Below are 23,402 nucleotides of genomic sequence, written 5' to 3' on the forward strand. Positions count from 1 at the left end.
TTGCTGATGGTCCGTTACTGCAACCGTAACGATCCACCGCCGCGCTTGATTGATGGTCACTAAATTCACTCCTAAGGTAGCCCCACGACAGCAAACCCCGTGGAGCGACCATGACAACAACCATCACCCCTGACTCGCGCTGGACGCGGCGGCGCGACGAGAAGCAGCGGCGGCTCGGGCTGGTCAAGCATTTCGCAGACGGGGCGGTGTTGCCCAGCGACAAAATCGTCGAGGCGCTTGAGGCGCTGATCCTGCCCGGCGACCGTGTGGTACTGGAAGGCAACAACCAGAAACAGGCCGATTTTCTCTCGCGCTCCCTGGCCAAGGCCGACCCGGCCAAGCTCCACGATTTGCACATGATCATGCCCAGTGTCGGCCGTTCCGAGCACCTGGACCTGTTTGAAAAGGGCATCGCTCGCAAGCTGGACTTTTCCTTTGCGGGCACCCAATCCCTGCGCATCAGCCAGTTGCTGGAAGACGGCCAACTGGAAATCGGCGCGATTCACACCTACATCGAACTCTACGCGCGGCTGGTGGTGGACCTGATTCCCAACGTCGTGCTGTCCGCCGGTTTCATGGCTGACCGCTCGGGCAATATCTACACCGGCGCCAGCACCGAAGACACGCCAGCGCTGATCGAGCCCGCGGCGTTCAGCGATGGCATTGTCATCGTGCAGGTCAACCAGTTGGTGGACGACGTGACGGACTTGCCTCGCGTCGACATCCCGGCGAGCTGGGTGGATTTTGTGGTGGTGGCCGACAAGCCGTTCTACATCGAGCCGCTGTTCACTCGCGACCCGCGCCACATCAAGCCGGTGCATGTGCTGATGGCGATGATGGCGATCCGTGGCATCTACGAAAAACACAATGTGCAGTCGCTCAACCACGGCATCGGTTTTAACACCGCCGCCATCGAGTTGATCCTGCCGACCTACGGCGAATCCCTGGGCCTTAAGGGCAAGATTTGCCGCAACTGGACCCTCAACCCACACCCAACCCTGATCCCCGCGATTGAAAGCGGTTGGGTCGAAAGCGTGCATTGCTTCGGCACCGAGCTGGGCATGGAAAACTACATCGCCGCGCGGCCTGATGTGTTCTTCACCGGCCGCGATGGCTCGATGCGTTCCAACCGGATGTTCTGCCAACTCGCTGGCCAATACGCGGTGGACCTGTTTATCGGCGCCACCCTGCAAGTCGACGGCGACGGGCATTCTTCCACCGTCACCCGTGGCCGCCTCGCCGGTTTTGGCGGCGCGCCGAACATGGGCCACGACCCGCGCGGCCGTCGCCATGGCACCCCGGCGTGGCTGGATATGCGCCACGACGATGCCCCGCAAGCCTTGCTTGAACGCGGTAAAAAGCTCGTGGTGCAAATGGTCGAAACCTTCCAGGAAGGCGGCAAACCGACCTTCGTCGAGACCCTCGACGCGGTGGAAGTTGCGCGCAAAAGCGGCATGCCGCTGGCGCCGATCATGATCTACGGCGACGACGTTACCCACTTGCTCACCGAAGAAGGCATCGCCTACCTGTACAAGGCGCGTTCGCTGGAAGAGCGCCAGGCGATGATCGCCGCCGTCGCCGGGGTAACCGCCATCGGCCTGCGCCACAACCCCAAAGACACCGCGCGCATGCGCCGTGAAGGCTTGATCGCCTTGCCCGAAGACCTCGGCATCCGCCGCACCGACGCCACCCGCGAATTGCTGGCCGCCAAAAGTGTGGCCGACCTGGTGGACTGGTCCGGTGGCCTGTACAACCCGCCCGCCAAGTTCAGGAGCTGGTAAATGCGCGCCCTCAAACTGCATGAACTCAGCCTCGCTGATCGCCTGGCAGACATGGCCGTCGATGCATTAATCGATGAGGCCGACTTGTCGCCCAAACCTGCTCTGGTGGACCGTCGCGGCAGCGGCGCCCACAGCGATTTACACCTGGGTTTGATGCACGCGTCGGCGTTGTCGTTATGGCCGATGTTCAAGGAAATGGCCGAAGCGGCTATTGAATGTGGCGAGATCGGCTTGCCCCTGCGCGAAGCCCTCGGGCGGATTGGCCGCGAAGGTGAACAGGCGATGCTCATCACAACCAATGGCGTGAACACCCATCGCGGTGCGATCTGGGCCCTCGGTTTGCTCACTGCAGCCGCAGCGCTGGAGCCTCGCGCTGTCACGCTGACGGCCGCAAAACTGGCCCTGCTCAACGACCGCTACGCGCCTCAACCCATGAGCCACGGCGCGCAGGTTGCCCAACGTTACGGCGCGCGCGGCGCCCGTGAAGAAGCCCAACTTGGTTTCCCCTCGGTGGTGCAACGCGGCCTGCCGCAACTGCATAAAAGCCGCCTGCAAAACGCCGGCGAACAGAACGCGCGTCTGGATGCCTTGCTCGCCATCATGACCGACCTGGCCGACACCTGCGTGCTCTACCGCGCAGGCCCCGACGGCATCAACGCCATGCAGCGCGGCGCCCAAGCCGTACTCGACGCGGGCGGCAGCGCAACCCTCGCCGGGCGGCGCCAGTTGCACGAACTCGACCAACACTTACTGGCGCTGAATGCCTCCCCCGGCGGCGCCGCCGACCTGTTGGCCGCCTGCCTGTTTATCGACCGCCTCGACGGAGCGTTTTGATGGAAACCTTATCCTTTGAATTCCCCGCCGGGCAGCCGCCCAAAGGCCGCGCGTTGGTGGGTTGCGTCGGCTCCGGCGACCTGGAAGTGCTGCTGGAACCGGGCACGCCCGGCACGCTGACCATTCAGGTGCAGACCTCGGTCAATGGCGCCGAGCAACGCTGGCAAAATCTGTTCGAGCGCATCTTCCTGGAACAGACGCCACCCGCCTTGAAGATCGATATCCACGATTTCGGCGCCACCCCCGGCGTGGTGCGTTTGCGCCTGGAGCAGGGTTTCGAGGAAATCGGCCATGACTGACTTGCTCAACAAACACAGCTTCGTCGAACTCGGTGCGCGGCAACGGGCCAAGGCCTTGCTGGATGCTGGTTCTTTTCGTGAACTGATCGACCCGTTTCAACGCGTCATGTCGCCGTGGCTCAGCCGCCAGGGCGTGGTGCCGCAGGCGGATGACGGCGTGGTGATCGCCAAGGGCAGCATCGACGGCTTGCCAGTGGTAATCGCTGCCATCGAAGGCAATTTTCAGGGCGGCAGCCTCGGTGAAGTCGGCGGCGCGAAAATCGCTGGCGCCCTTGAGCTGGCGGCCGAAGACAACCGCAAAGGTGTGCCGACTCGCGCCGTATTGCTGCTGGAAACCGGTGGCGTGCGCTTGCAGGAAGCCAACCTGGGCCTGGCCGCGATTGCCGATATTCATGCGGCGATTGTCGACCTGCGCCAATACCAGCCGGTGATCGGCGTGGTGGCGGGCAGCGTCGGTTGCTTTGGCGGCATGTCCATCGCGGCGGGCCTGTGCAGCTACCTCGTGGTTACCCGCGAAGCGCGTTTGGGCCTCAATGGTCCGCAAGTGATCGAGCAGGAAGCGGGCCTGGAAGAATACGACTCCCGCGACCGGCCTTTCATCTGGAGCCTTACCGGCGGCGAGCAACGGTTCAACAGCGGCTTGGCCGACAGTTATGTGGCGGACGATGTTGCGCACATCCAACAGACTGTCACCGAATTGCTGCAACAAGGTTTGCCGACTCAACAACGCAGCCGTCAGGCCGAGTTCTACCTCGCGCGCCTGGCTGAACTCGACGCCACGCCGCAGATCGACCCGGCGACGGTGCGCGCGCTGTATCAAGGAGAACGCTCGTGAGAGGGTTGCAGTGGTTCAACGCATTGAGCGCTGGCGCAACCCCCGTTGAGGGTTTGCCGGACTCGCTGAAAGTCGCCGACGGCGTGCTGGGCCAGCAAGCCGTGCGCTTCATCGCCGTGGTCTCCGACCCACACAACCGCTTCCCCCGCGCACGCAATGGCGAGGTCGGTTTGCTCGAAGGCTGGGGCCTCGCCAAAGCGGTGGATGAAGCCATCGCCCTTGGCGACAAGCGCCCGATCATCGCCATCGTCGATGTGCCGAGCCAGGCTTATGGGCGTCGCGAAGAAGCCCTCGGCATCCATCAGGCACTGGCCAGCGCCGCCGACAGCTACGCCCGCGCTCGTCTCGCCGGGCACCCGGTGATCGCGCTGCTGGTGGGCAAGGCCATGTCCGGCGCGTTTCTCGCCCACGGTTACCAGGCCAACCGCCTGATCGCCCTGCGCGACCCCGGCGTGATGGTGCACGCCATGGGCAAGGCCTCGGCCGCGCGGGTGACTTTGCGCAGCGTCGAAGAACTGGAAGCCCTGGCCGCCAGCGTGCCGCCGATGGCCTATGACATCGAGAGTTACGCCAGCCTCGGTTTGCTCTGGGAGACGCTGTCGGTCAGCCAGATTGAACAGCCCACGCCGGACGATGTGGCGCGGGTCAGCGATTGCCTGCTGAATGCGATCAAGGACGTCGATGGCTGCGATTTGAGCAGCCGTCTCGGCGCCACCAATCGCGCGGCTTCAAGCCATGTGCGCCAACTGCTGCGGGAGCAGTGGTGAACGCGCACGATTTGCTCTGGGGCATGACCCCGGCGCATCTGCCTGCTGACGCCCCAGCCTGGGCGCTGGAGGCGATCAGCGCCGGCCAGCCAGTGGTGGTGCGTCGCGCCGTCGCCGTGCCGGGCTGCGTGGCGGTTGGCGTGCGCGGGCGTCTGCGTGAACAACGGTTTGCCGCCGTGATGCCGGTGGCTGCCGTGCAACGCCGCGTGGAGCCGGAAGCCTTGTGCGGCGTTATTTCGCCACGGGATTTGCCCGCAGTGCGCGCACTCGCAGCACTGCGGCCAGTGCTGGCGGGCGAAAACTGGGGCGTGACGGGCAGTGCAGGTTTTGAACTGGCCACAGGTATTGAAGCGCTGCATGAGCAGAGTGATCTGGATTTGATTCTGCGCACGCCGCAGCGGCTGACGCGAGGTGATGCAGAAAATCTGCTGGCAATCCTCAACACCGCGCCATGCGCCGTGGACCTGCAACTGCAAACCCCGTTTGGCGCCATCGCCTTGCGCGAGTGGGCCGGTGGATCGCGCCGTGTATTGCTGAAAACCGCCAGCGGCGCGCACTTGGTGCTGGACCCCTGGCAGGCCGTGGAATGAGCAGCCTTCTGGTGTTTCCAGGGCAGGGCGCTCAACGGCCGGGCATGCTCCAGCCTTTGCCCGCCGATGTGCTGGATCAAGCCAGTGAGGCCTTGGGGGAAGACGTTCGCGCGCTCGATTCTGCGAAAGCCCTTGAGTCGACGCGGGCGGTTCAGCTGTGCCTGTTGATCGCCGGCGTGGCCAACGCCCGCTTGCTGCAACACAGACCGGATTACGTCGCGGGCCTGTCCATCGGTGCCTACCCGGCGGCGGTGATTGCAGGAGCCCTGGACTTTGCCGACGCCGTGAAACTGGTCAGCCTGCGTGGCGACCTGATGCAAAGCGCTTACCCACAAGGCTATGGAATGACCGCGCTAATCGGCCCGGACTTATCCACCGTCGAAACCGTTTTGGCCGAAGTCCACAGCCCCGAAACCCCGGTTTACCTGGCCAATATCAACGCCGACAACCAAACGGTGATTGCCGGCAGCAACGAAGCCATGAAGCGCGTCGCCAACCGCATCAAAGGCAATGGCGTCGCCAAGCGCCTGGCGGTGAGCGTGCCGTCCCACTGCGCGTTGCTGGAGCAACCGGCCCAGGCGTTGGCGCAAGCCTTTGTCACACTCAAGACGCCGCGTATCACCTACCTCAGCAGCACCCGCGCGCGGCCGATCTACAACCCCGAGCAATTGCGCGACGACCTGGCCTTCAACATGTGCCGCGTCGTCGACTGGCGCGGCACTGTGCAAAGCGCCTACGAGCGCGGCGTGCGCCTGCAAATCGAACTGCCGCCGGGCGCGGTGCTTACCGGCCTGTCGCGCCGGGTGTTTGAACAAGGCACCGTGATCGCCTGCGAAGGCGCGCGCCTGGACACCTTGCAGGCCCTGCTGCAAGAGGAGGAGCGCCGCCACCGATAAAGCACCACCCAAAGCTTTCGAAGCACAAAAACAACAATTTCGAACGAGCACTTTGAGGACGACAACCATGATTATTTACGGTGTGGCATTGCTGGCGATCTGCATGCTGGCGGGCGTGATTCTAGGCGACATGCTCGGCGTGTTGCTGGGTGTTAAATCCAACGTGGGCGGGGTGGGCATCGCGATGATCCTGCTGATCTGCGCGCGCTTGTGGATGCAAAAACGCGGCGGCATGACCAAGGATTGCGAAATGGGCGTGGGCTTCTGGGGCGCCATGTACATCCCCGTGGTGGTCGCGATGGCCGCGCAGCAAAACGTGGTCACGGCACTGCACGGCGGCCCGGTCGCGGTGCTGGCGGCCATCGGTTCGGTGGTGGTGTGCGGCTGCACCATTGCCTTGATCAGTCGTACTCACAAGGGCGAACCGTTGCCCGCCGAAGAGCCGCTGATCGTCGCTGCGGGAGGTCGCTGATATGTGGCCTCTTATCCAGAAAGGCTTGGAGAATAACGGCCTGGTCACGGCCTTTGCCGTGGTCGGCGTGGTGATGTGGATTTCCGTGGTGCTGTCCAAGCGCCTGACGTTCGGGCGCATTCACGGCTCGGCGATTGCCATCGTCATCGGGCTGGTGCTGGCGTGGGTGGGCGGCACGCTGACCGGCGGGCAGAAAGGCCTGGCGGATATGGCGCTGTTCTCGGGGATTGGGTTGATGGGCGGCGCGATGCTGCGTGACTTTGCGATTGTCGCCACGGCGTTTGAAGTGCAAGCCACCGAAGCGCGCAAGGCCGGGTTGATTGGTGTGATTGCGCTGCTGCTGGGCACGGTTCTGCCGTTTATTGTGGGCGCGAGCATGGCGTGGGCGTTTGGTTATCGCGATGCGATCAGCATGACCACCATTGGCGCCGGCGCCGTGACGTATATCGTCGGGCCGGTGACCGGTGCGGCGATTGGCGCGACGTCGGATGTGATGGCGTTGTCGATTGCCACCGGCTTGATCAAGGCGATTCTGGTGATGGTCGGCACGCCGGTGGCGGCGCGCTGGATGGGGTTGGATAACCCGCGTTCGGCGATGGTGTTTGGTGGGTTGGCGGGGACTGTCAGCGGCGTGACCGCAGGCTTGGCCGCGACGGATCGGCGCTTGGTGCCGTATGGCGCGCTGACGGCGACGTTTCACACCGGGCTTGGGTGCTTGCTGGGGCCTTCGGTGTTGTACTTCATTGTTCGCGGACTGGTCGGTTAACTTCGGGATTTGCGTTGTCTGGTCCGGCGCCTTCGCGAGCAAGCCCGCTCCCACATTGGATCGGGTTCGCATGCCCACATTTGGAATGCAGTCCAAATGTGGGAGCGGGCTTGCTCGCGAAAGCGGTCTGTCAGTCTGTCACTTGGCGATTGGCATACATCCGGCACTCCGCCAACAGCGCCAGCAAATTCGGGTCACGCTCCTTGGCCTTCAAAAACACCACGCCAATGTGTTGCTGCAACCGATACCGGGGTTGCAGCGGTATCAGCTTCACGCGGTTCTCATACACCGCCGCAATCCGCCCCGGCAGCAGCGCATAACCCACCCCCGAGCTGACCATGCTCAGCAAGGTGAAGATGTCATTCACCTGCATCGCCACCTTCGGCTCGAACCCCGCCTGCTTGAACACCTGATTGCCATCCTGGTGCGTGGCGAAACCTTGGGTGAGGGTGATAAAGGTGGCGTCGCGCACGTCAGCGAGGTCGATCTGTTGTTCGCGGTCGAAGGGCGAGTCGGCCGGGGTGGCGAGAAAAATGTCGTCGGTAAACAGCGCGATCTGCTCGCAATCGGGGTCGTTGGCGCGTTCGTCGAGGGCGATGAGGATGGCGTCCACTTCCATGTTCTTGAGCTTGTAGAGCAGGTCGAAGTTGGAGCCCAGGATCAGGTCGATGTTGAGCTCGCTGCGGCGGATTTTCAAGCCCATGATCAGTTGCGGCACGGTCTTGACCGTCAGCGAGTACAGCGAGCCGAGCTTGAAACGCTCGGCGGAGAAGCCCGCGGCTTCGCGGGTCAGGCGCACGCTGTCGACCACGTCGGCCACCAGTTTCTGCGCGCGCTCTTCCAACACGTAGGCGCTTTCCAGCGGCGTGAGGTTGCGGCCTTCGTGTTTGAACAGCGGGCAGCGCAGGGCATTTTCCAGGGAGTGGATGGCGCGGTGCACGCTGACGTTGCTGGTGTTCAGCTCGGCGGCGGCGCGGGCCAGGTTGCCGGTGCGCATGAACGCCAGGAAGATTTCCAGTTTTTTGAGGGTGAATTCTTCGTCGATCAGCATGGCCGTGGCTCGGGTTCGAATGCGCTCGATTGTGCCCGCAAAACCGTGCGGCGTCCCCGGATCGTCATAAGCCGCTTGCACTCTTATGCACAAGGTTGGACGCTAGCCAGCCCATCGTTAACGGTTAGAGGAGGTCAGTGACAGATGTACCACGGTGAACGATTCAACGCCTGGAGCCATTTGCTCGGTGCAGTCGCGGCGTTTATTGGCGCAGTGTGGATGTTGGTGGTGGCGAGCCTGGATGGCAGCCCCTGGAAGATCGTCAGCGTGGCGATTTATGGCTTTACGCTGCTGGTGTTGTACAGCGCCTCGACGGTGTATCACAGCGTTCAGGGGCGACGTAAAGAGATCATGCAGAAGGTCGATCACTTTTCGATCTACCTGTTGATCGCCGGCAGTTACACGCCGTTTTGCCTGGTGACATTACGCGGGCCCTGGGGCTGGACGCTGTTCGGGATTGTGTGGGGGCTGGCGGTGATCGGCATCCTGCAAGAGATCAAGCCGCGCTCCGAGGCTCGGATTCTGTCGATCGTGATTTACGCGGTGATGGGCTGGATTGTGCTGGTGGCGGTCAAGCCGCTGATTGCCGCGCTGGGCATGGCGGGGTTTGTGTGGCTGGCGTCGGGCGGGGTGTTGTACACCGTCGGGATTATCTTTTTTGCCCTGGAGGATCGCCTGCGGCATTCCCATGGGATATGGCATTTATTCGTGATCGGCGGCAGTTTGCTGCATTTTGTGGCGATCATGCGTTACGTGCTCTAGCAGCCAACACACATCCAAATGTGGGAGCGGGCTTGCTCGCGAATGCGGTGGTTCAGTCGATGCATATGCAAGCTGATACACCGCATTCGCGAGCAAGCCCGCTCCCACATTTTTGATTGGGTTTGCAAAGGTCGGGTTTAGAAATCGCCCCAGAGTTGTTGGGCGACTGCCAGCGCTACAACTGGCGCTGTTTCAGTGCGCAGCACGCGTGGGCCGAGGCGGGCGGCGTGGTAGCCGGCGCCGCTGGCGGTGTCGACTTCGGCGTCAGTCAGCCCGCCTTCTGGCCCGATCAGGAAGGCCAGGCTCGACGGCTTGGCGTGGCTGATCATCGGTTCTGCCACCGGGTGCAGCACCAGTTTCAAATCCGCCTCGGTCTGCTTCAGCCAGTCCGCCAGTAACAGCGGTGGGTGAATCACCGGCACCGTGGAGCGCCCGCATTGCTCGCAGGCGCTGATCGCCACCTGGCGCCAGTGCAGCAGGCGTTTGTCGGCGCGTTCGTCCTTGAGGCGGACTTCGCAGCGCTCGGTGAAAATCGGCGTGATCGCATTGACGCCCAGTTCGGTCGCTTTCTGAATCGCCCAATCCATACGCTCGCCCCGGGACAGGCCCTGGCCGAGGTGGATGTGCAGCGGCGATTCGGTCTGGCCGGCGAAGCTTTCGGTGAGCTGCACGGTGACGCGCTTTTTACCGACTTCCAGCAGCGTGCCGCGAAATTCCTGGCCGGAGCCGTCGAAGAGCTGCACGGCGTCGCCTTCGGTCATGCGCAACACACGGCTGATGTAATGCGCCTGGGCTTCAGGCAGCTCGTGATCGCCGATGCTCAGCGGGGTGTCGGTGAAAAAGCGGGACAGTCTCATTTCTGTTCTCTGGAAAATTTAGCAAACCATGGTGTGTATCAATTGTGGCCCGTTTGCCTTTGATTTTTTGTTAGCCCGGGTCGCGGAAGCCTGGGTGGAAGTCTTGGGGCACTGACACACTGACGTTGCTGTTGGTGGCCATATCGATGCCTTCACTGGCCACTTCGGCCAGGAAGTCGATCTGCTCGGGCGTGATCACGTACGGCGGCAGGAAATACACCACGCTGCCCAGCGGGCGCAACAGCGCGCCGCGTTCCAGGGCGTGCTCGAATACTTTCAGGCCACGGCGTTCCTGCCATGGATAGGCGGTTTTGGTGGCTTTGTCCTGCACCATCTCGATGGCCAGCACCATGCCGGTCTGGCGGACTTCCGACACGTGCGGGTGGTCAACCAAGTGCGCGGTGGCGGTGGCCATGCGCTGGGCCAGGGCCTTGTTGTTTTCGATGACGTTGTCTTCTTCGAAAATATCCAAAGTCGCCAGGGCCGCCGCGCATGCCAGCGGGTTGCCGGTGTAGCTGTGGGAATGCAGGAAGGCGCGCAGGGTCGAGTAGTCGTCGTAGAAGGCGTCGTACACATCATCTGTGGTGACCACGGCGGCCAACGGCAGGTAGCCGCCGGTCAGCGCTTTGGACAGGCACAGGAAGTCCGGGCGGATGCCGGCTTGCTCGCAGGCGAACATGGTGCCGGTACGGCCGAAACCCACAGCGATTTCGTCGTGGATCAGGTGCACGCCGTAGCGGTCGCAGGCTTCGCGCAGCAGTTTGAGGTACACCGGGTGGTACATGCGCATGCCGCCGGCGCCCTGGATCAGCGGCTCGACGATCACGGCGGCGACGGTGTCGTGGTTTTCCGCAAGGGTCTGTTCCATGGCCAGGAACAGGGTGCGCGAGTGTTCTTCCCAGCTCATGCCCTCGGGGCGCTGGTAGCAATCCGGGCTCGGCACTTTAAGGGTGTCGAGCAGCAGCGCTTTATACGTTTCGGTAAACAGCGGCACGTCGCCCACCGACATCGCGGCGATGGTTTCGCCGTGGTAGCTGTTGGTCAGGGTGACGAAACGCTTTTTGTTCGGCAGGCCACGGTTGAGCCAATAGTGAAAGCTCATTTTCAGCGCGACTTCGATGCACGATGAGCCGTTATCGGCGTAGAAACACCGCGTCAGACCCTCGGGCGTCATCTTGACCAGGCGCTCGGACAGCTCGATCACCGGCTGATGGCTGAAGCCGGCGAGGATCACGTGTTCCAGTTGGTCGACCTGATCCTTGATGCGCTGATTAATGCGCGGGTTGGCGTGGCCGAACACATTGACCCACCAGGAACTGACGGCGTCGAGGTAGCGCTTGCCTTCGAAGTCTTCCAGCCACACGCCTTCACCGCGCTTGATCGGGATCAGCGGCAGTTGCTGGTGATCTTTCATCTGGGTACAGGGATGCCACAGCACCGCAAGGTCGCGTTGCATCCACTGGTTGTTCAAGCCCATCGTTTTATCTCCTCGAAGCGGTCCTGCAGCCAGCGCAGGCGTAACAATCGCGCAAGCCTATGCAATGGGCGACTGTGTCACAACCCATTAAGCGTGAATTGGCAGTAAACGCAGGACGATCTGTCACGTTTACTGGGAATAGTCCTTAATCGGTTGTTAACGTATTGTGCATAATCTCAAGATCATATTTCTCGATATTTCAAAGCGAATTTTTAGGCTTTAATTCGATAGATAAATCGCTAGTCTTGGGCACAGCACTCACGGGATTTGGGACATGCAGCTACGTAATTCAAAGGCCCGGTATGGTTGGGTCAGCATGGTGTTGCACTGGGGCGTAGCCCTGGTGGTGTTTGGTTTGTTCGCGCTGGGCTTGTGGATGGTCGGCCTCGATTACTACGACGTCTGGCGCAAAGACGCGCCCGATCTGCACAGGAGCATTGGCATCACGCTGTTCGCCCTGATGCTGGTGCGCATTGTCTGGCGCCTCGTCAGCCCGCCACCACCGCCGTTGGCCAGTTACAGCCGTTTAACCCGTATCGGCGCGGCCTGTGGCCACGCGTTCCTGTATCTGGCGCTGTTTGCCGTGATGATTGCCGGTTACCTGATTTCCACCGCAGACGGTGTCGGTATTTCGGTGTTTGGCCTGTTCGAAATTCCTGCGGTGATTTCCGGGCTACCGGATCAGGCAGACAACGCTGGCTTGGTGCACCTGTACCTCGCCTGGGTGTTGGTAGTGTTCGCCGGCTTGCACGGCGTGGCTGCGTTGAAACACCACTTTATCGATCGTGATGCGACCCTCACGCGAATGCTGGGGCGCAAAGCCTGATGTTCAACCTCGACTCACAAGGAATAGAAAGCATGTTGAAAAAGACTCTCGCGGCCCTGGCCATCGGTTCTGCCCTGTTGTCCGCCGGCTCGGCGATGGCGGCTGACTACAAGATCGACAAAGAAGGCCAACACGCCTTCATCGACTGGAAAATCAGCCACCTGGGCTACAGCTACATCCACGGTACTTTCAAGGATTGGGACGGTACTTTCAGCTGGGACTCGGCCAAACCTGAAGACAGCAAAATTGCCGTCGACGTGAAAACCGCCAGCCTGTGGTCCAACCACGCAGAACGTGACAAGCACATCGCCAGCAAGGATTTCCTGGACGTTGCCAAGTTTGCTGACGCCAAGTTTGTATCTACCTCGGTCAAGTCCACCGGCGCCAAAACTGCTGACGTGACCGGCGACCTGACGTTCCACGGCGTGACCAAGCCTGTGACCTTCAAGGCCACATTCAACGGCGAAGGCAAGGACCCGTGGGGCGGCGAACGTGCTGGCTTCAACGCTACCACCACGCTGCAACTGAACGACTTCGGCATCAAAGGCCCAGGCCCGTCTTCCCAGACCGTGGACCTGGACATCTCGCTGGAAGGTGTCAAAGCGAAGTAATAGTCGCCGTTTAATCGAAGCGCCGACCTCAGGGTCGGCGTTTTGCTGTCTGGCGTACTGCCATTGCTTTACAGGCTGGCCTGATATTCCACGATCTGGTCTTTGAGCCAGGCGTGCAGCGTGATCAATTGCGCTGAACGCTGACTGCCGGCAGGCCAGACCAGGTAGTAGCGTGAAGAGTGCGCAGGTTCGACCGTTGTCAGTTTGACCAGCTCCCCGCGCTGAATCAGTGAATGGGCAATGGATCGTCGGGTGAGCGCGACGCCGTATCCGAGTCTGACGGCTTCGAGCATCAACGTTGAGTCAGTGAATTCCAGCGAGGCAGGCGGGCGCTGCCCCTCCACGCCGGCGGCGCTGAGCCAGACTGGCCAGCTTTCACTGGCGTGCAGCAGCGGTTGTTCGAGGATGGCTTGCGCTGTGTCTGGCAGCGCGCCGGCATTGAAGTGCGGGGCTGCAACTACGAGCAAGGCGTCAGCCATCAGGGGCTCGCACTGCACGTCCGGCCATTGGCCATGGCCAAAGCGGATGGCGCAGTCAATCAGGCCCTGCTCGAAGCTGACGAACTCCATGCTCGACTCCAGCTTCAGGCGCAGCCCGGGGTGGGCGGTCATGAACCCGTGCAGGCGCGGCAGCAACCAATACATGGCGTAGGACGGCAGCACCGAGAGCGTCAGTTGCGGATGCCTGGTTTTCGCCAGCAGTTTTTCGGTAACGCCGGCAATTTCGCCCAGCGCCTGCCTGATCTGGTAGGCATAAACGCGGCCTTCATCCGTCAACACGAGGAACCGTTTTTCACGCGAAACCAGTGCGATGCCCAAATAGTCTTCGAGTGAGCGAATCTGATGGCTGACGGCGCTATGCGTCACGTGCAGCTCGAGCGCCGCCAGGTTCACCTTGCCCAGCCGAGCCAACGCTTCAAACGCACGCAGTGCAGCGAGGGGAGGGAGCTTCAATAGGTGAATTCCTTTCACGGAAAAGCCTAATAATAGCCGCTATACGTGAAGTGAGTGGGCTACCGATAATCGGCGTCTTGTTAGTGGTTTAACTAACGTCATGTTGAAATATCGGGAGTTATTAACCGTGATTACTGAAATCCAAGCCTTTTTGAAAGACTACTTCACTGTGTTGCAAACCCAGGAATTAAACACGTTTGATCAGGTGTTTCATCGTGGCTGCATGTTGTACAGCGCGCAGAATGCTGCGGTGGTTGTTCGGCCTTTTGATGAGTACCGGACCATGGTGCAGGGCCGTGAGTCGCCGCAGCAAGGCGGTTTTCCACAGCTGGATGAAGTGCTGATGATTGACGTGATGTCGCCGGAAATGGCCATCGTCAAAGTGCGCTTGCGGTTGTTCAATAACGTAATGGTCGACTATTTGAATTTGATGAAAGTTGACGGCCGCTGGATGATCTTCGCCAAACTGTTTCACAAAGCCGGTGAAGTTGCCGAATAACACGTTAACCGTCAGATGCAAAAACGCCCCGAACAATCGGGGCGTTTTTTTACAGCCTGGTGACTTAGCGGTTGCGGGTCAGCAGCGCTGGTTTTTCACCACGAGGACGGCCTGGCAGTTGGTCCAACTGCTCGGGTGTCGGGAAGCGGTCAGCTTTCGACTCCTTGTGGATGATCTTCGGTGCCGGGCCGCCGCGCGGGTTCTGCACCGCTGGCTCGGACGAACGAGGCTGGTCGTCACGGGCCGGGCGACGGTTGTTGCTGCTGCGCGCGTCTTCGCGACGCGCTTGGCCGTCACGCGGTGCGCCGTTGCGCGGGCCGCTGCGTTTGGCCGGCGGAGTACCGGTGGTACCGCCGCTGCTGTTGCGCGGGCCGTTCTGACGAGCGCCCTGTGGCTGGCCGCCACGGGGTGCGCCGGAACCGGTGCCAGCACCTGCGCCCGGAGCCTGCGCACCCGGACGGCGGCCACGGCCTTGGGCGGGTTTGGCCTGAGGCACGTAGTCTGCGCGGTTACCGAAGTTATCGATATCGTCGTCAAGGAACTCGTCCGGCGCACGGTCGGCGGCGGCGCGTGGCAGCTGGCTCGGCTGGCGCTGTTCGCGGGCCGGGGTGCCTTCACGGGGTTTCTGCTCACGGGCCGGGCGTTCGCCACGGCCGTTGGCAGGCGCCTTTTCCTTGCCGCCTTTGTCTTTGCCCTTGTCGCGACGACCACCGCCACCACCGCCGCCGTTCGGGCCATCGCCCTTCGGACCGCGTGGGTTGCGCGGGTTACGCACGTCCGGACGCTCGCGCACTTCAGGCTTTTCGGCCTCCACGGCGCTGGCATCGAAGCCCATCAGGTTGCCGTCGGCAATTTTCTGCTTGGTCATGCGTTCGATGCTTTTCAGCAGTTTTTCTTCGTCCGGTGCAACCAGGGAAATGGCTTCACCCGAACGACCGGCGCGGCCGGTACGGCCGATACGGTGCACATAGTCTTCGTCGACGTTTGGCAGCTCGAAGTTGACCACGTGTGGCAATTGGTCGATATCCAGGCCGCGGGCGGCGATATCGGTGGCAACCAGGATGCGTACTTCACCGGCCTTGAAGTCGGCCAATGCTTTGGTGCGCGCGTTCTGGCTCTTGTTGCCGTGGATGGCGACGGCGGTGAGGCCGTGCTTGTCCAGGTACTCTGCCAGGCGGTTGGCGCCGTGCTTGGTGCGGGTAAACACCAGCACTTGTTCCCAGGCACCGGCGGTGATCAGGTGCGCCAGCAGCGCACGCTTGTGGCTGGCCGCCAGGCGGAAGACGCGTTGTTCGATACGCTCAACCGTGGTGTTCGGCGGCGTGACTTCGATGCGTTCCGGGTTGTGCAGCAACTTGCCGGCCAGGGCAGTGATGTCCTGGGAGAACGTTGCCGAGAACAGCAGGTTCTGACGTTTGGCCGGCAGGCGGGCGAGGACCTTTTTCACGTCATGGACAAAGCCCATGTCGAGCATGCGGTCGGCTTCGTCCAGCACGAGGATTTCCACGTGGGACAAATCGACGCTGCCCTGGCCGCACAGGTCGAGCAAACGACCCGGGCACGCTACCAGCACGTCAACACCACGGGACATGGCCTGAACCTGTGGGTTCATACCGACGCCGCCGAAGATGCAGGCGCTGACGAACTTCAGGTCGCGGGCATACAGCTTGAAGCTGTCGTGCACTTGGGCGGCGAGTTCGCGGGTTGGGGTCAGGACCAGTACGCGCGGTTGGCGCGGGCCATGACGCTGGGATTTGTCCGGATGACCATTGGGAAACAACCGCTCCAGAATCGGGAGGGCGAAGCCGCCGGTTTTACCAGTACCTGTCTGAGCCGCAACCATCAGGTCGCGACCTTGCAACACGGCGGGAATGGCCCGCTGTTGCACCGGAGTAGGCTCGGTATAGCCCGCTGCCTCGATGGCGCGGACTAAAGCCTCGGAGAGACCGAGGGAAGCAAAGGACATGAGTAATCCTGTTTTAGTTAGGGCTTGGCCCAAAGGGATAATCTTGCCGGGCGTGAATGGCGCTTAGGGGAGCGCAATCCCGTCCGGTCCTGCTGCGTCTGGCGGGCACTCCACTGGCTCGCGCGGGCTGGAAAGCTGCGCAGTAGCTGGGTTGGGTGCCTTTTTCAAGACCTCAGCGGCCGGGCGTAAGCCTGGCGGAAAGGCCGGAGTATAACAGAGCAATCACGGCGCGCCGCTTTCCTGCTGCTCAACGGTGTGTTCTGACGCCGTAATGGCTTGGATTCCCCCATATTTGGCACTCAAGGTGGCGTACGCCGGTTCCTGCTTGAAGCGTTTGAGCTCGGCGGCGAAGCGCTGCACCAGCAGGTCCATGCCCGCACCACGGCGCACCGCCAGAAACTGCTGCTGGCGGCTGACCACCAGCGGCGCCTGGCTGACCTCGCCTTCCAGGCCCAGCGCCTTGATCACATGCTGGCCTACCCGGCGGTCGGTGATCAGCAGGTCGATACGTCCCAACGACAATTTGCCGAAGTTGGCCTCATGGCTGGGCGCAGGTTCTCTGCTGAACAGGCTGGATTCGCTGAACGCATCGCCATAAAGATAGCCCGGCGAGGTGCCGATGGTCAGGCCGCGCAGGTCGTCGAGTGTCTCTACCGGATGCGGGCGGTTGTTGGCGTAGAACAGCACGAATTCGACGTCAGACAGTGGCTCGCTCGGGTACAGCAGCAAGGCGTCGCGGTCAGGGCTGTGAAAAATATCCAGTGCGCCATCCGCGTGCCCCTGGTCGAGCATGGCCAGGCAGCGTTTCCACGGTAGAAATTGCCACTCCACCTCAACACCCAGGCGCTGGAACACCGCCACGGTGGTTTCAAAGTCCAGCCCGCGCATGGTGCCTTGGTCTTCGTACACGTAGGGCGCCCAGGGTTCGGTGACAATGCGCAGTTTCTCGCCGAAAGCGCTGAGGCTCAGGAGAGTAAAAAGCACGGCGGTCAACAACTTGAGAATGACGGGCATGCCCGGAGATTACGACGCCCTTGCCGCAAAGAGAAGCTCTGGCACACGCATCAGCGGGCAGGGCGCAGAAACAAAAAAGGCCCTCGTCATGACGAGGGCCTTGGGCACTGCGGGAAAACCTCAGCGTGGCAGCTTGAGGTTGTTCCAGATGGCGAGGCTCGGTTCAGCCTGGTTCAGGGTGTAGAAGTGCAACCCTGGCGCACCACCTTGCAACAAGCGCTCGCACATTTCGCTGATGACCTGCTCGCCGAACGCCTGGATGCTCTTGACGTCGTCGCCGTAAGCTTCCAGTTGCTTGCGCACCCAGCGTGGGATCTCAGCGCCGCACGCGTCGGAGAAACGTGCCAGCTTGCTGTAGTTGGTGATCGGCATGATGCCCGGCACGATCGGGATGTTCACGCCCATCGCCCGTACACGCTCGACGAAGTAGAAGTAGCTGTCGGCGTTGAAGAAGTACTGGGTGATTGCGCTGTTGGCGCCGGCGTTGGCCTTGCGCACGAAATTTTGCAAATCGTCTTCGAAATTGCGCGCCTGGGGATGCATCTCCGGGTAAGCCGCCACTTCGATGTGGAAGTGATCGCCGCTTTCTTCGCGGATGAAGCTCACCAGGTCATTGGCGTAGCGCAGCTCACCGCTGGCCATGCCCATGCCGGACGGCAGGTCGCCACGCAGGGCAACGATGCGCTTGATGCCGGCGCTCTTGTACTGAGTCAGCAGGCCGCGCAGGTCGTCCTTGCTGTCGCCCACGCACGACAAGTGCGGAGCGGCGGGCACTTTGACCTGGCTTTCCAGCTGCAGCACGGTGTTGATCGTGCGGTCACGGGTCGAGCCGCCGGCGCCGTAGGTGCAGGAAAAGAAGTCGGGGTTGTAACGGGCCAACTGCGTGGCAGTGGCCATCAGTTTTTCATGCCCAGCATCGGTCTTGGTCGGGAAGAACTCGAAGCTGTAGCGACGGTCTTGGGACATGGTTAATACCCTTGGAAACTCATAAAACCGCAAGTCATGCACCGATTTAATGTGGGAGCGGGCTTGCTCGCGAATACGGTGTGTCAGTCAATATATTCGGTGACTGGCCCACCGCATTCGCGAGCAAGCCCGCTCCCACAAAAGCCCGCTCTCGCAGAGAGAGCAGGCAGCAGGCATATCAGTAGCGGTAAGCGTGCGGCTTGAACGGACCTTCAACGGTCACGCCGATGTAGTCGGCCTGGGTCTTGGTCAGTTGAGTCACCACGCCGCCGAAGCCGCGGACCATTTCCAGGGCCACTTCTTCGTCGAGTTTCTTCGGCAGTACTTCCACGGTCAGGCGCTCGGCTTTTTGGGCAGGCGACAGATCGGCGTATTTCTGTTCGAACAGGAAGATCTGCGCCAGTACCTGGTTGGCGAACGAGCCATCCATGATGCGGCTTGGGTGACCAGTGGCGTTACCCAGGTTCACCAGACGGCCTTCAGCCAGCAGGATCAGGTAGTCGTCGTTCTGTGGGTCGAAATCGCCAGCGCCGGTACGGTGAACCTTGTGTACCTGCGGCTTCACTTCTTCCCATGCCCAGTTTTTGCGCATGAAAGCGGTGTCGATTTCGTTGTCGAAGTGGCCGATGTTGCAGACAACAGCGCGCTTCTTCAGGGCTTTGAGCATGTTCGCATCGCACACATTCACGTTACCGGTGGTGGTCACGATCAGGTCGATCTTGCCCAGCAGAGCTTTGTCGATGCTGGCTTCGGTGCCGTCGTTGATACCGTCGATGAACGGCGAAACCAGTTCAAAGCCGTCCATGCAGGCTTGCATGGCGCAGATCGGGTCAACTTCGGAGACTTTAACGATCATGCCTTCCTGACGCAGGGACTGGGCCGAACCCTTGCCCACGTCACCGTAACCGATCACCAGGGCTTGCTTGCCCGACAGCAGGTGGTCAGTACCGCGCTTGATCGCATCGTTCAGGCTGTGACGGCAGCCGTACTTGTTGTCGTTCTTGCTCTTGGTCACCGAGTCGTTGACGTTGATGGCCGGGATTTTCAGCTCGCCCTTGGCCAGCATGTCCAGCAGGCGGTGTACGCCAGTGGTGGTTTCTTCGGTCACGCCGTGGACGCGGTCGAGGATCTGCGGGTATTTCTTGTGCAGCAACTCGGTCAGGTCGCCGCCGTCGTCGAGGATCATGTTGGCATCCCACGGCGCGCCATCCTTGAGGATGGTCTGCTCCAGGCACCACTCGTACTCTTCTTCGGTTTCGCCTTTCCAGGCGTACACCGCGATACCGGCAGCAGCAATGGCAGCAGCAGCCTGGTCTTGCGTGGAGAAAATGTTGCAGGACGACCAACGTACTTCGGCACCCAGGGCAACCAGGGTTTCGATCAGCACGGCAGTCTGAATGGTCATATGAATGCAGCCGAGGATTTTCGCGCCTTTGAGTGGCTGCTCAGCGGCGTATTTGCGGCGCAGACCCATCAGGGCAGGCATTTCGGATTCAGCAATAAAGGTTTCACGACGGCCCCATGCAGCAAGGGACATGTCGGCGACTTTGTAGTCGGTGAAATCTGCAGGCGTGTTGACAGCGCTCATGAAGAGCCTCCATTCGTAGTGTGCGAATGGGCGCCGTTGTGCGTTTAGTATCAGGCCGTATAAACCAGGCCGGACAACGCCCCATCCGAGCCTGACAGGAAGAACCTGCTGCAGCGCCCCTCGGACAGGTGGCGGGAGAACGGTATCAACTGGAGATGACCGTTTTGAAACGTTGGGGATTATAGCCGTGTACGCGGCACTTCCCAAGCCTTTCTGTCGGCCGGATGAAGATCGCTCATGGGCATGATAGGCAATGGCTCATAGAGCTTGGGGCCGGGCTCTGCCATGATGTTGTCCATCATTTCGCAAGACGCTTTGGAGTGACCATGAACTTCCACACCCGCAAATGGGTAAAACCCGAAGACCTCAACCCCAATGGCACCCTGTTCGGTGGCAGCCTGCTGCGCTGGATCGACGAAGAAGCGGCCATTTACGCGATTGTCCAGTTGGGCAACCAGCGCGTGGTGACCAAGTACATCTCCGAAATCAACTTCGTCAGCGCCTCGCGCCAGGGCGACATCATCGAACTGGGCATCACCGCCACCGAGTTCGGCCGCACATCCATCACTCTGACCTGTGAAGTGCGCAACAAGATCACCCGCAAAAGCATCCTGACCGTGGAAAAAATGGTCTTCGTCAACCTGGGCGAGGACGGCCTGCCGGCGCCTCATGGCCGCACTGAAATCAAATACGTGAAAGACCAGTTCACCGGGGACGGCATCAGCGAATAATCCTGTGGCCGGCCAGTGAACGCTATTGATGGGTGATAGGTCGTACCTGAACACAGCCCCCCCGTTCAGGTAAGACCATGGCTACTCAAGAAGACGGTAAAACCCCCAACCTGTCGCAGGAAGAGCAACAGGACGTAGACAAAAACCAGCCGCCCCGCGCGGCGGTACTGCATGAAATCATCCGCACCCAGGGCGACCAGGAACTGGAGCGCAATGTGGCGGCCCTGTGGTGGTCGGCGCTGGCCGCCGGCTTGACCATGGGTTTGTCGCTGATGGCCATGGGGTTGCTCAACTCGCGCTTGCCGGACGGTGAGGAATTCAAGGTGATCGCCAGCTTCGGCTATTGCGCAGGCTTTCTGGCGGTGATCCTTGCGCGCCAGCAACTGTTCACCGAAAACACCCTGACCGCCGTGCTACCGGTGATGAGCAAACCGACCCTGGCCAATGCCGGACGCCTGCTGCGACTGTGGACGGTGGTGCTGGTGGGCAACCTGTGCGGCACCTTGCTGGTGGCCTACGTGATGCTGCACCTGCCGATCTTCGATACCAAGACCGACATGGCCTTTCTGGAGATCGGACGCAAGATCATGGAGAACGACCCAGGCCAGATGTTTGCCAAGGGCATTATTTCCGGTTGGATGATCGCCACCATGGTGTGGATGATCCCCTCCATGGAAAGCGCCAAGATGTTCATCATTGTCCTGATCACCTACCTCATGGCATTGGGGGACTTTACCCACATTGTCGTCGGTTCGGCGGAGGTGTCTTATCTGGTGTTTGCTGGCGAATTGCCGTGGAGGGATTTCTGGCTGGTGTTCGCCGGGCCGACCCTGGCCGGCAACATCATAGGCGGCAGCTTTATCTTTGCATTGATCAGCCATGCGCAGATTCGCAGTGAAAGCAGCCTGCCGAGTAAAAACGCTGCGGACCCGAGGCATCCGCAGCAGGTCAAAAAGGATCAGTGATGTTCAGGCGTGGCCTGGGGTTCGTCCCGGGTCACGCGCTTGACCAGCTTGCCGATGCTCAAACCCTGCAACAGGATTGAGGACAGCACCACGATGTAAGTGATGCTCAGCAAAAGGTCACGCTCCGGACCCAGCGGCAAGGCCAGGGCCAGGGCGACTGAAACCCCGCCGCGCAAGCCGCCCCACGTGAGAATACGGATAGTGCCACGCGGCACCGTGCGCCAGCGGCGCAGCAGCAGGATCGCCGGGGCCACGGTCAGCAGGCGCGAGAGCAGAATAGCCACGGCAAGCAAGCTGGCGGCAAACACGTGCAGCCAGTTAAACGGCAACAGCAGCAGTTCCATGCCGATCAGCGCAAACAGCAGGGCGTTGAGCATGTCATCGAGCAGCTCCCAAAAGCCGTCCATGTAGCGCCGGGTCATGTCGTTCATCGCCAGCTTGCGGCCCAGGTTGCCGATAATCAGACCCGCCACCACCATCGCAATCGGCGCGGAGACGTGCAACTCCGTGGCCATTGCCGAGCCGCCGATCACCAGGGCTAGAGTCAACATCACTTCAATCTGGTGCTGTTCGATGCTCTTGATCATCAGGTACACCAGGTAACCGATCAGCCCGCCAAACGCTACGCCGCCAATCGCTTCATGCACAAACAGCATGGCGGTGGCGCCCACGGTCGGCGTGTCACCCAGCTGCGCGATGCCCAGCAGCACGGTAAACACCACGACTGCGGTGCCATCGTTAAACAGCGACTCGCCGACGATGGTGGTTTTCAGTGGTTTTGAGGCATTGGCAGTTCGCAGCACGCCCAGCACCGCAATCGGGTCGGTGGGCGAGATCAGCGCGCCGAACAGCAGGCAGTACAGGAAGCTTACGTGCCAGCCAAACAGGGCAAAGATGTAATACGCCAGGCTGCCGATCACCACGGTGGCGATCAATACTCCGAAGGTTGCCAGCAAGCCGATGGGCCAGCGGTAGCTGCGCAGGTCGCTGAGGTTGACGTGCAAGGCGCCGGCAAACAGCAGGAACGAGAGCATCCAGTTCATCAGCAAATCGCCGAAGTCGATCTGGCCGATCAGTTGCTGGATGCGTTCTTCCAGGCCCGGGTAGCCGATAAAGCTCAGGCCTTGCAGGATCAGGGAAAACAGCAAGGCGGTGACCATCACGCCGATGGTCGGCGGCAGGCCAATAAAGCGGAAGTTCACATACGTGAGCAGGGTGGTGAGGCAAATGAAGGCGGCGACAAGTTCAAGCATCCGGGGTCCTTGGAAGTTGGGGTGGAACAAGCATGATGGGGGGATGGACCGCAGCAGCGGCCTGATGTTGCAAGGTATCGGGCAAAAGCCTGATAGAACCTTTTTGGCACGTCGCCGCTCATAGCGGGTAAGTGCGGCTCGGCTTTTTTGATGCTAAAACTCTAACGTCTGACTAAAACGACAAAAGGAATCAGTGATGACTGTCGCTTTCTGGTGTGTGTTGATCGCAATTGTTCTGCCTTATCTGTGCACGGGAGTCGCGAAATTCAGCGGCGGCAAGTTCGGACCACGGCACAACCACGACCCGCGTGCCTTCCTGGATACTCTCGAAGGCGTCGCCAAGCGTGCCCACAACGCGCAACTCAACAGCTTTGAAGTGACCCCGGCGTTTGCGGCGGCGGTGATCATTGCGCACCTGGCCGGCACCGCGTCGCTGGTGACCATCAATGTGCTGGCCGTGCTGTTTATCACCAGTCGCCTGCTGTACATCATTTGCTACCTGGCGGACTGGGCGATGTTCCGGTCGCTGGTATGGGCGGTGGGAATGGCGCTGATTGCGAGCTTCTTTTTTGTCTCGATCTAAAGCCTGACGTCGCACTTCTGTGGGCGCTGGCGAGCCAGCTCCCACAGCTGATTTTTGGTG

The 23,402-nt window shown here is 61.1% G+C and carries 25 protein-coding genes and 1 riboswitch; of the genes, 16 read left to right on the forward strand and 9 right to left on the reverse strand.

The annotated features are described in order from the left end of the window. Nucleotides 1–110: 110 nt before the first annotated feature. The 9 genes from mdcA (at nt 111) to madM (ending at nt 7,240) form a co-directional block, all read left to right on the forward strand. Entirely contained in the window at nt 111–1,781 is a 1,671-nt protein-coding gene (gene mdcA, locus Q7C20_RS06805; protein ID WP_375066499.1) for a malonate decarboxylase subunit alpha, read from the forward strand. Then, nucleotides 1,782–2,615 carry a triphosphoribosyl-dephospho-CoA synthase gene (locus Q7C20_RS06810; protein ID WP_375066501.1) on the forward strand — a complete coding sequence of 278 codons (834 nt, stop codon included), beginning with the start codon at nt 1,782–1,784 and terminating at the stop codon, nt 2,613–2,615. Next, nucleotides 2,615–2,914 carry a malonate decarboxylase subunit delta gene (locus Q7C20_RS06815; RefSeq protein ID WP_348061649.1) on the forward strand — a complete coding sequence of 100 codons (300 nt, stop codon included), beginning with the start codon at nt 2,615–2,617 and terminating at the stop codon, nt 2,912–2,914. The genes Q7C20_RS06810 and Q7C20_RS06815 overlap by 1 nt, the downstream gene beginning before the upstream one ends. Beyond that, nucleotides 2,907–3,749, forward strand: a complete 843-nt coding sequence (locus Q7C20_RS06820) for a biotin-independent malonate decarboxylase subunit beta (protein WP_375066502.1) — start codon at nt 2,907–2,909, stop codon at nt 3,747–3,749. The genes Q7C20_RS06815 and Q7C20_RS06820 overlap by 8 nt, the downstream gene beginning before the upstream one ends. Beyond that, nucleotides 3,746–4,516 carry a biotin-independent malonate decarboxylase subunit gamma gene (mdcE, locus tag Q7C20_RS06825; RefSeq protein WP_375066503.1) on the forward strand — a complete coding sequence of 257 codons (771 nt, stop codon included), beginning with the start codon at nt 3,746–3,748 and terminating at the stop codon, nt 4,514–4,516. The genes Q7C20_RS06820 and mdcE overlap by 4 nt, the downstream gene beginning before the upstream one ends. After that, nucleotides 4,510–5,106 carry a malonate decarboxylase holo-ACP synthase gene (locus Q7C20_RS06830; protein ID WP_375066504.1) on the forward strand — a complete coding sequence of 199 codons (597 nt, stop codon included), beginning with the start codon at nt 4,510–4,512 and terminating at the stop codon, nt 5,104–5,106. The genes mdcE and Q7C20_RS06830 overlap by 7 nt, the downstream gene beginning before the upstream one ends. Beyond that, nucleotides 5,103–6,002, forward strand: coding sequence for a malonate decarboxylase subunit epsilon (mdcH, locus tag Q7C20_RS06835; RefSeq protein ID WP_375066505.1), 900 nt, complete (start codon nt 5,103–5,105; stop codon nt 6,000–6,002). The genes Q7C20_RS06830 and mdcH overlap by 4 nt, the downstream gene beginning before the upstream one ends. Before the next feature lie 67 nt (nt 6,003–6,069). Next, nucleotides 6,070–6,474: a malonate transporter subunit MadL gene (madL, locus tag Q7C20_RS06840; protein ID WP_348061640.1), complete on the forward strand. Its 405-nt coding sequence runs from the start codon at nt 6,070–6,072 to the stop codon at nt 6,472–6,474. Between the two features lies 1 nt (nt 6,475). Continuing rightward, complete coding sequence (madM, locus tag Q7C20_RS06845; protein ID WP_348061638.1) at nt 6,476–7,240, forward strand: malonate transporter subunit MadM; 765 nt, start codon at nt 6,476–6,478, stop codon at nt 7,238–7,240. A 130-nt stretch (nt 7,241–7,370) separates the two neighbouring features. Here madM and Q7C20_RS06850 read toward each other — a convergent pair whose 3' ends face one another. Beyond that, a complete protein-coding gene (locus Q7C20_RS06850; RefSeq protein WP_348061636.1) occupies nt 7,371–8,291 on the reverse strand; it encodes a LysR substrate-binding domain-containing protein in 921 nt (306 codons plus the stop codon). A gap of 144 nt (nt 8,292–8,435) precedes the next feature. Between Q7C20_RS06850 and Q7C20_RS06855 the strand changes: the two genes are divergently transcribed. Continuing rightward, nucleotides 8,436–9,053 (forward strand): hemolysin III family protein, encoded by a 618-nt coding sequence (locus Q7C20_RS06855; RefSeq protein ID WP_348061634.1) that lies wholly within the window; start codon nt 8,436–8,438, stop codon nt 9,051–9,053. 137 nt (nt 9,054–9,190) lie between these two features. Here Q7C20_RS06855 and Q7C20_RS06860 read toward each other — a convergent pair whose 3' ends face one another. Together Q7C20_RS06860 and Q7C20_RS06865 are read right to left on the reverse strand one after the other, a co-directional pair. Continuing rightward, nucleotides 9,191–9,910, reverse strand: a complete 720-nt coding sequence (locus Q7C20_RS06860; protein ID WP_375066506.1) for a 16S rRNA (uracil(1498)-N(3))-methyltransferase — start codon at nt 9,908–9,910, stop codon at nt 9,191–9,193. A gap of 70 nt (nt 9,911–9,980) precedes the next feature. Further along, nucleotides 9,981–11,387, reverse strand: coding sequence for an adenosylmethionine--8-amino-7-oxononanoate transaminase (locus tag Q7C20_RS06865; RefSeq protein ID WP_375066507.1), 1,407 nt, complete (start codon nt 11,385–11,387; stop codon nt 9,981–9,983). A gap of 274 nt (nt 11,388–11,661) precedes the next feature. On the opposite strand from Q7C20_RS06865, the gene Q7C20_RS06870 reads away from it, so the two are divergent. Both Q7C20_RS06870 and Q7C20_RS06875 read left to right on the forward strand, forming a co-directional pair. Further along, the gene (locus Q7C20_RS06870) at nt 11,662–12,213 is read left to right on the forward strand and encodes a cytochrome b (protein ID WP_375066508.1); all 552 of its coding nucleotides are present in this window, start codon (nt 11,662–11,664) and stop codon (nt 12,211–12,213) included. Between the two features lie 32 nt (nt 12,214–12,245). Beyond that, nucleotides 12,246–12,824, forward strand: coding sequence for a YceI family protein (locus tag Q7C20_RS06875; RefSeq protein ID WP_348062558.1), 579 nt, complete (start codon nt 12,246–12,248; stop codon nt 12,822–12,824). A gap of 68 nt (nt 12,825–12,892) precedes the next feature. Here the strand turns inward: Q7C20_RS06875 and Q7C20_RS06880 are convergent, their stop codons facing one another. After that, nucleotides 12,893–13,777 (reverse strand): LysR substrate-binding domain-containing protein, encoded by an 885-nt coding sequence (locus Q7C20_RS06880; RefSeq protein ID WP_375066509.1) that lies wholly within the window; start codon nt 13,775–13,777, stop codon nt 12,893–12,895. Between the two features lie 127 nt (nt 13,778–13,904). Between Q7C20_RS06880 and Q7C20_RS06885 the strand changes: the two genes are divergently transcribed. Continuing rightward, entirely contained in the window at nt 13,905–14,276 is a 372-nt protein-coding gene (locus Q7C20_RS06885) for a nuclear transport factor 2 family protein (RefSeq protein WP_348062556.1), read from the forward strand. A gap of 64 nt (nt 14,277–14,340) precedes the next feature. Here the strand turns inward: Q7C20_RS06885 and Q7C20_RS06890 are convergent, their stop codons facing one another. From Q7C20_RS06890 to ahcY, 4 genes are all read right to left on the reverse strand, one after another. Continuing rightward, nucleotides 14,341–16,242, reverse strand: a complete 1,902-nt coding sequence (locus tag Q7C20_RS06890; protein ID WP_375066510.1) for a DEAD/DEAH box helicase — start codon at nt 16,240–16,242, stop codon at nt 14,341–14,343. 222 nt (nt 16,243–16,464) lie between these two features. Further along, entirely contained in the window at nt 16,465–17,256 is a 792-nt protein-coding gene (locus Q7C20_RS06895; protein ID WP_375066511.1) for a substrate-binding periplasmic protein, read from the reverse strand. A 120-nt stretch (nt 17,257–17,376) separates the two neighbouring features. Next, nucleotides 17,377–18,222, reverse strand: coding sequence for a methylenetetrahydrofolate reductase [NAD(P)H] (gene metF, locus Q7C20_RS06900; RefSeq protein ID WP_375066512.1), 846 nt, complete (start codon nt 18,220–18,222; stop codon nt 17,377–17,379). A gap of 178 nt (nt 18,223–18,400) precedes the next feature. Beyond that, on the reverse strand, nt 18,401–19,810 hold the full coding sequence (gene ahcY, locus Q7C20_RS06905; protein ID WP_375066513.1) for an adenosylhomocysteinase: 1,410 nt from the start codon (nt 19,808–19,810) through the stop codon (nt 18,401–18,403). Nucleotides 19,811–19,831: 21 nt separating this feature from the next. Next, nucleotides 19,832–19,938, reverse strand: a riboswitch (S-adenosyl-L-homocysteine riboswitch). Between the two features lie 198 nt (nt 19,939–20,136). Between ahcY and Q7C20_RS06910 the strand changes: the two genes are divergently transcribed. After that, on the forward strand, nt 20,137–20,541 hold the full coding sequence (locus Q7C20_RS06910; RefSeq protein WP_348061527.1) for a hotdog domain-containing protein: 405 nt from the start codon (nt 20,137–20,139) through the stop codon (nt 20,539–20,541). Between the two features lie 77 nt (nt 20,542–20,618). Next, entirely contained in the window at nt 20,619–21,506 is an 888-nt protein-coding gene (locus Q7C20_RS06915) for a formate/nitrite transporter family protein (protein WP_375066514.1), read from the forward strand. On the opposite strand, the gene Q7C20_RS06920 is transcribed toward Q7C20_RS06915, so the two are convergent. Then, complete coding sequence (locus Q7C20_RS06920) at nt 21,500–22,759, reverse strand: sodium:proton antiporter (protein ID WP_348061523.1); 1,260 nt, start codon at nt 22,757–22,759, stop codon at nt 21,500–21,502. The two genes, Q7C20_RS06915 and Q7C20_RS06920, sit on opposite strands and share 7 nt — an antisense overlap. A 196-nt stretch (nt 22,760–22,955) precedes the next feature. Between Q7C20_RS06920 and Q7C20_RS06925 the strand changes: the two genes are divergently transcribed. Then, complete coding sequence (locus Q7C20_RS06925; protein WP_375066515.1) at nt 22,956–23,342, forward strand: MAPEG family protein; 387 nt, start codon at nt 22,956–22,958, stop codon at nt 23,340–23,342. Nucleotides 23,343–23,402: the final 60 nt, after the last annotated feature.

The sequence above is a fragment of the Pseudomonas sp. AMR01 genome (assembly GCF_041946035.1).
GTDB classification, from domain to species: Bacteria; Pseudomonadota; Gammaproteobacteria; order Pseudomonadales; family Pseudomonadaceae; genus Aquipseudomonas; species Aquipseudomonas antarctica_B.

What these genes read in the sequence shown, in the direction of transcription:
- ahcY (WP_375066513.1), bottom strand. Translation starts at nt 19,810, where the DNA reads ATGAGCGCTGTCAACACGCCTGCAGATTTCACCGACTACAAAGTCGCC.
- Q7C20_RS06860 (WP_375066506.1), bottom strand. Translation starts at nt 9,910, where the DNA reads ATGAGACTGTCCCGCTTTTTCACCGACACCCCGCTGAGCATCGGCGAT.
- Q7C20_RS06850 (WP_348061636.1), bottom strand. Translation starts at nt 8,291, where the DNA reads ATGCTGATCGACGAAGAATTCACCCTCAAAAAACTGGAAATCTTCCTG.
- mdcH (WP_375066505.1), top strand. Translation starts at nt 5,103, where the DNA reads ATGAGCAGCCTTCTGGTGTTTCCAGGGCAGGGCGCTCAACGGCCGGGC.
- Q7C20_RS06875 (WP_348062558.1), top strand. Translation starts at nt 12,246, where the DNA reads ATGTTGAAAAAGACTCTCGCGGCCCTGGCCATCGGTTCTGCCCTGTTG.
- Q7C20_RS06920 (WP_348061523.1), bottom strand. Translation starts at nt 22,759, where the DNA reads ATGCTTGAACTTGTCGCCGCCTTCATTTGCCTCACCACCCTGCTCACG.
- Q7C20_RS06810 (WP_375066501.1), top strand. Translation starts at nt 1,782, where the DNA reads ATGCGCGCCCTCAAACTGCATGAACTCAGCCTCGCTGATCGCCTGGCA.
- Q7C20_RS06870 (WP_375066508.1), top strand. Translation starts at nt 11,662, where the DNA reads ATGCAGCTACGTAATTCAAAGGCCCGGTATGGTTGGGTCAGCATGGTG.
- Q7C20_RS06820 (WP_375066502.1), top strand. Translation starts at nt 2,907, where the DNA reads ATGACTGACTTGCTCAACAAACACAGCTTCGTCGAACTCGGTGCGCGG.
- Q7C20_RS06925 (WP_375066515.1), top strand. Translation starts at nt 22,956, where the DNA reads ATGACTGTCGCTTTCTGGTGTGTGTTGATCGCAATTGTTCTGCCTTAT.
- Q7C20_RS06815 (WP_348061649.1), top strand. Translation starts at nt 2,615, where the DNA reads ATGGAAACCTTATCCTTTGAATTCCCCGCCGGGCAGCCGCCCAAAGGC.
- Q7C20_RS06895 (WP_375066511.1), bottom strand. Translation starts at nt 17,256, where the DNA reads ATGCCCGTCATTCTCAAGTTGTTGACCGCCGTGCTTTTTACTCTCCTG.
- madL (WP_348061640.1), top strand. Translation starts at nt 6,070, where the DNA reads ATGATTATTTACGGTGTGGCATTGCTGGCGATCTGCATGCTGGCGGGC.
- Q7C20_RS06855 (WP_348061634.1), top strand. Translation starts at nt 8,436, where the DNA reads ATGTACCACGGTGAACGATTCAACGCCTGGAGCCATTTGCTCGGTGCA.
- mdcA (WP_375066499.1), top strand. Translation starts at nt 111, where the DNA reads ATGACAACAACCATCACCCCTGACTCGCGCTGGACGCGGCGGCGCGAC.
- madM (WP_348061638.1), top strand. Translation starts at nt 6,476, where the DNA reads ATGTGGCCTCTTATCCAGAAAGGCTTGGAGAATAACGGCCTGGTCACG.
- Q7C20_RS06890 (WP_375066510.1), bottom strand. Translation starts at nt 16,242, where the DNA reads ATGTCCTTTGCTTCCCTCGGTCTCTCCGAGGCTTTAGTCCGCGCCATC.
- Q7C20_RS06865 (WP_375066507.1), bottom strand. Translation starts at nt 11,387, where the DNA reads ATGGGCTTGAACAACCAGTGGATGCAACGCGACCTTGCGGTGCTGTGG.
- Q7C20_RS06915 (WP_375066514.1), top strand. Translation starts at nt 20,619, where the DNA reads ATGGCTACTCAAGAAGACGGTAAAACCCCCAACCTGTCGCAGGAAGAG.
- metF (WP_375066512.1), bottom strand. Translation starts at nt 18,222, where the DNA reads ATGTCCCAAGACCGTCGCTACAGCTTCGAGTTCTTCCCGACCAAGACC.
- Q7C20_RS06910 (WP_348061527.1), top strand. Translation starts at nt 20,137, where the DNA reads ATGAACTTCCACACCCGCAAATGGGTAAAACCCGAAGACCTCAACCCC.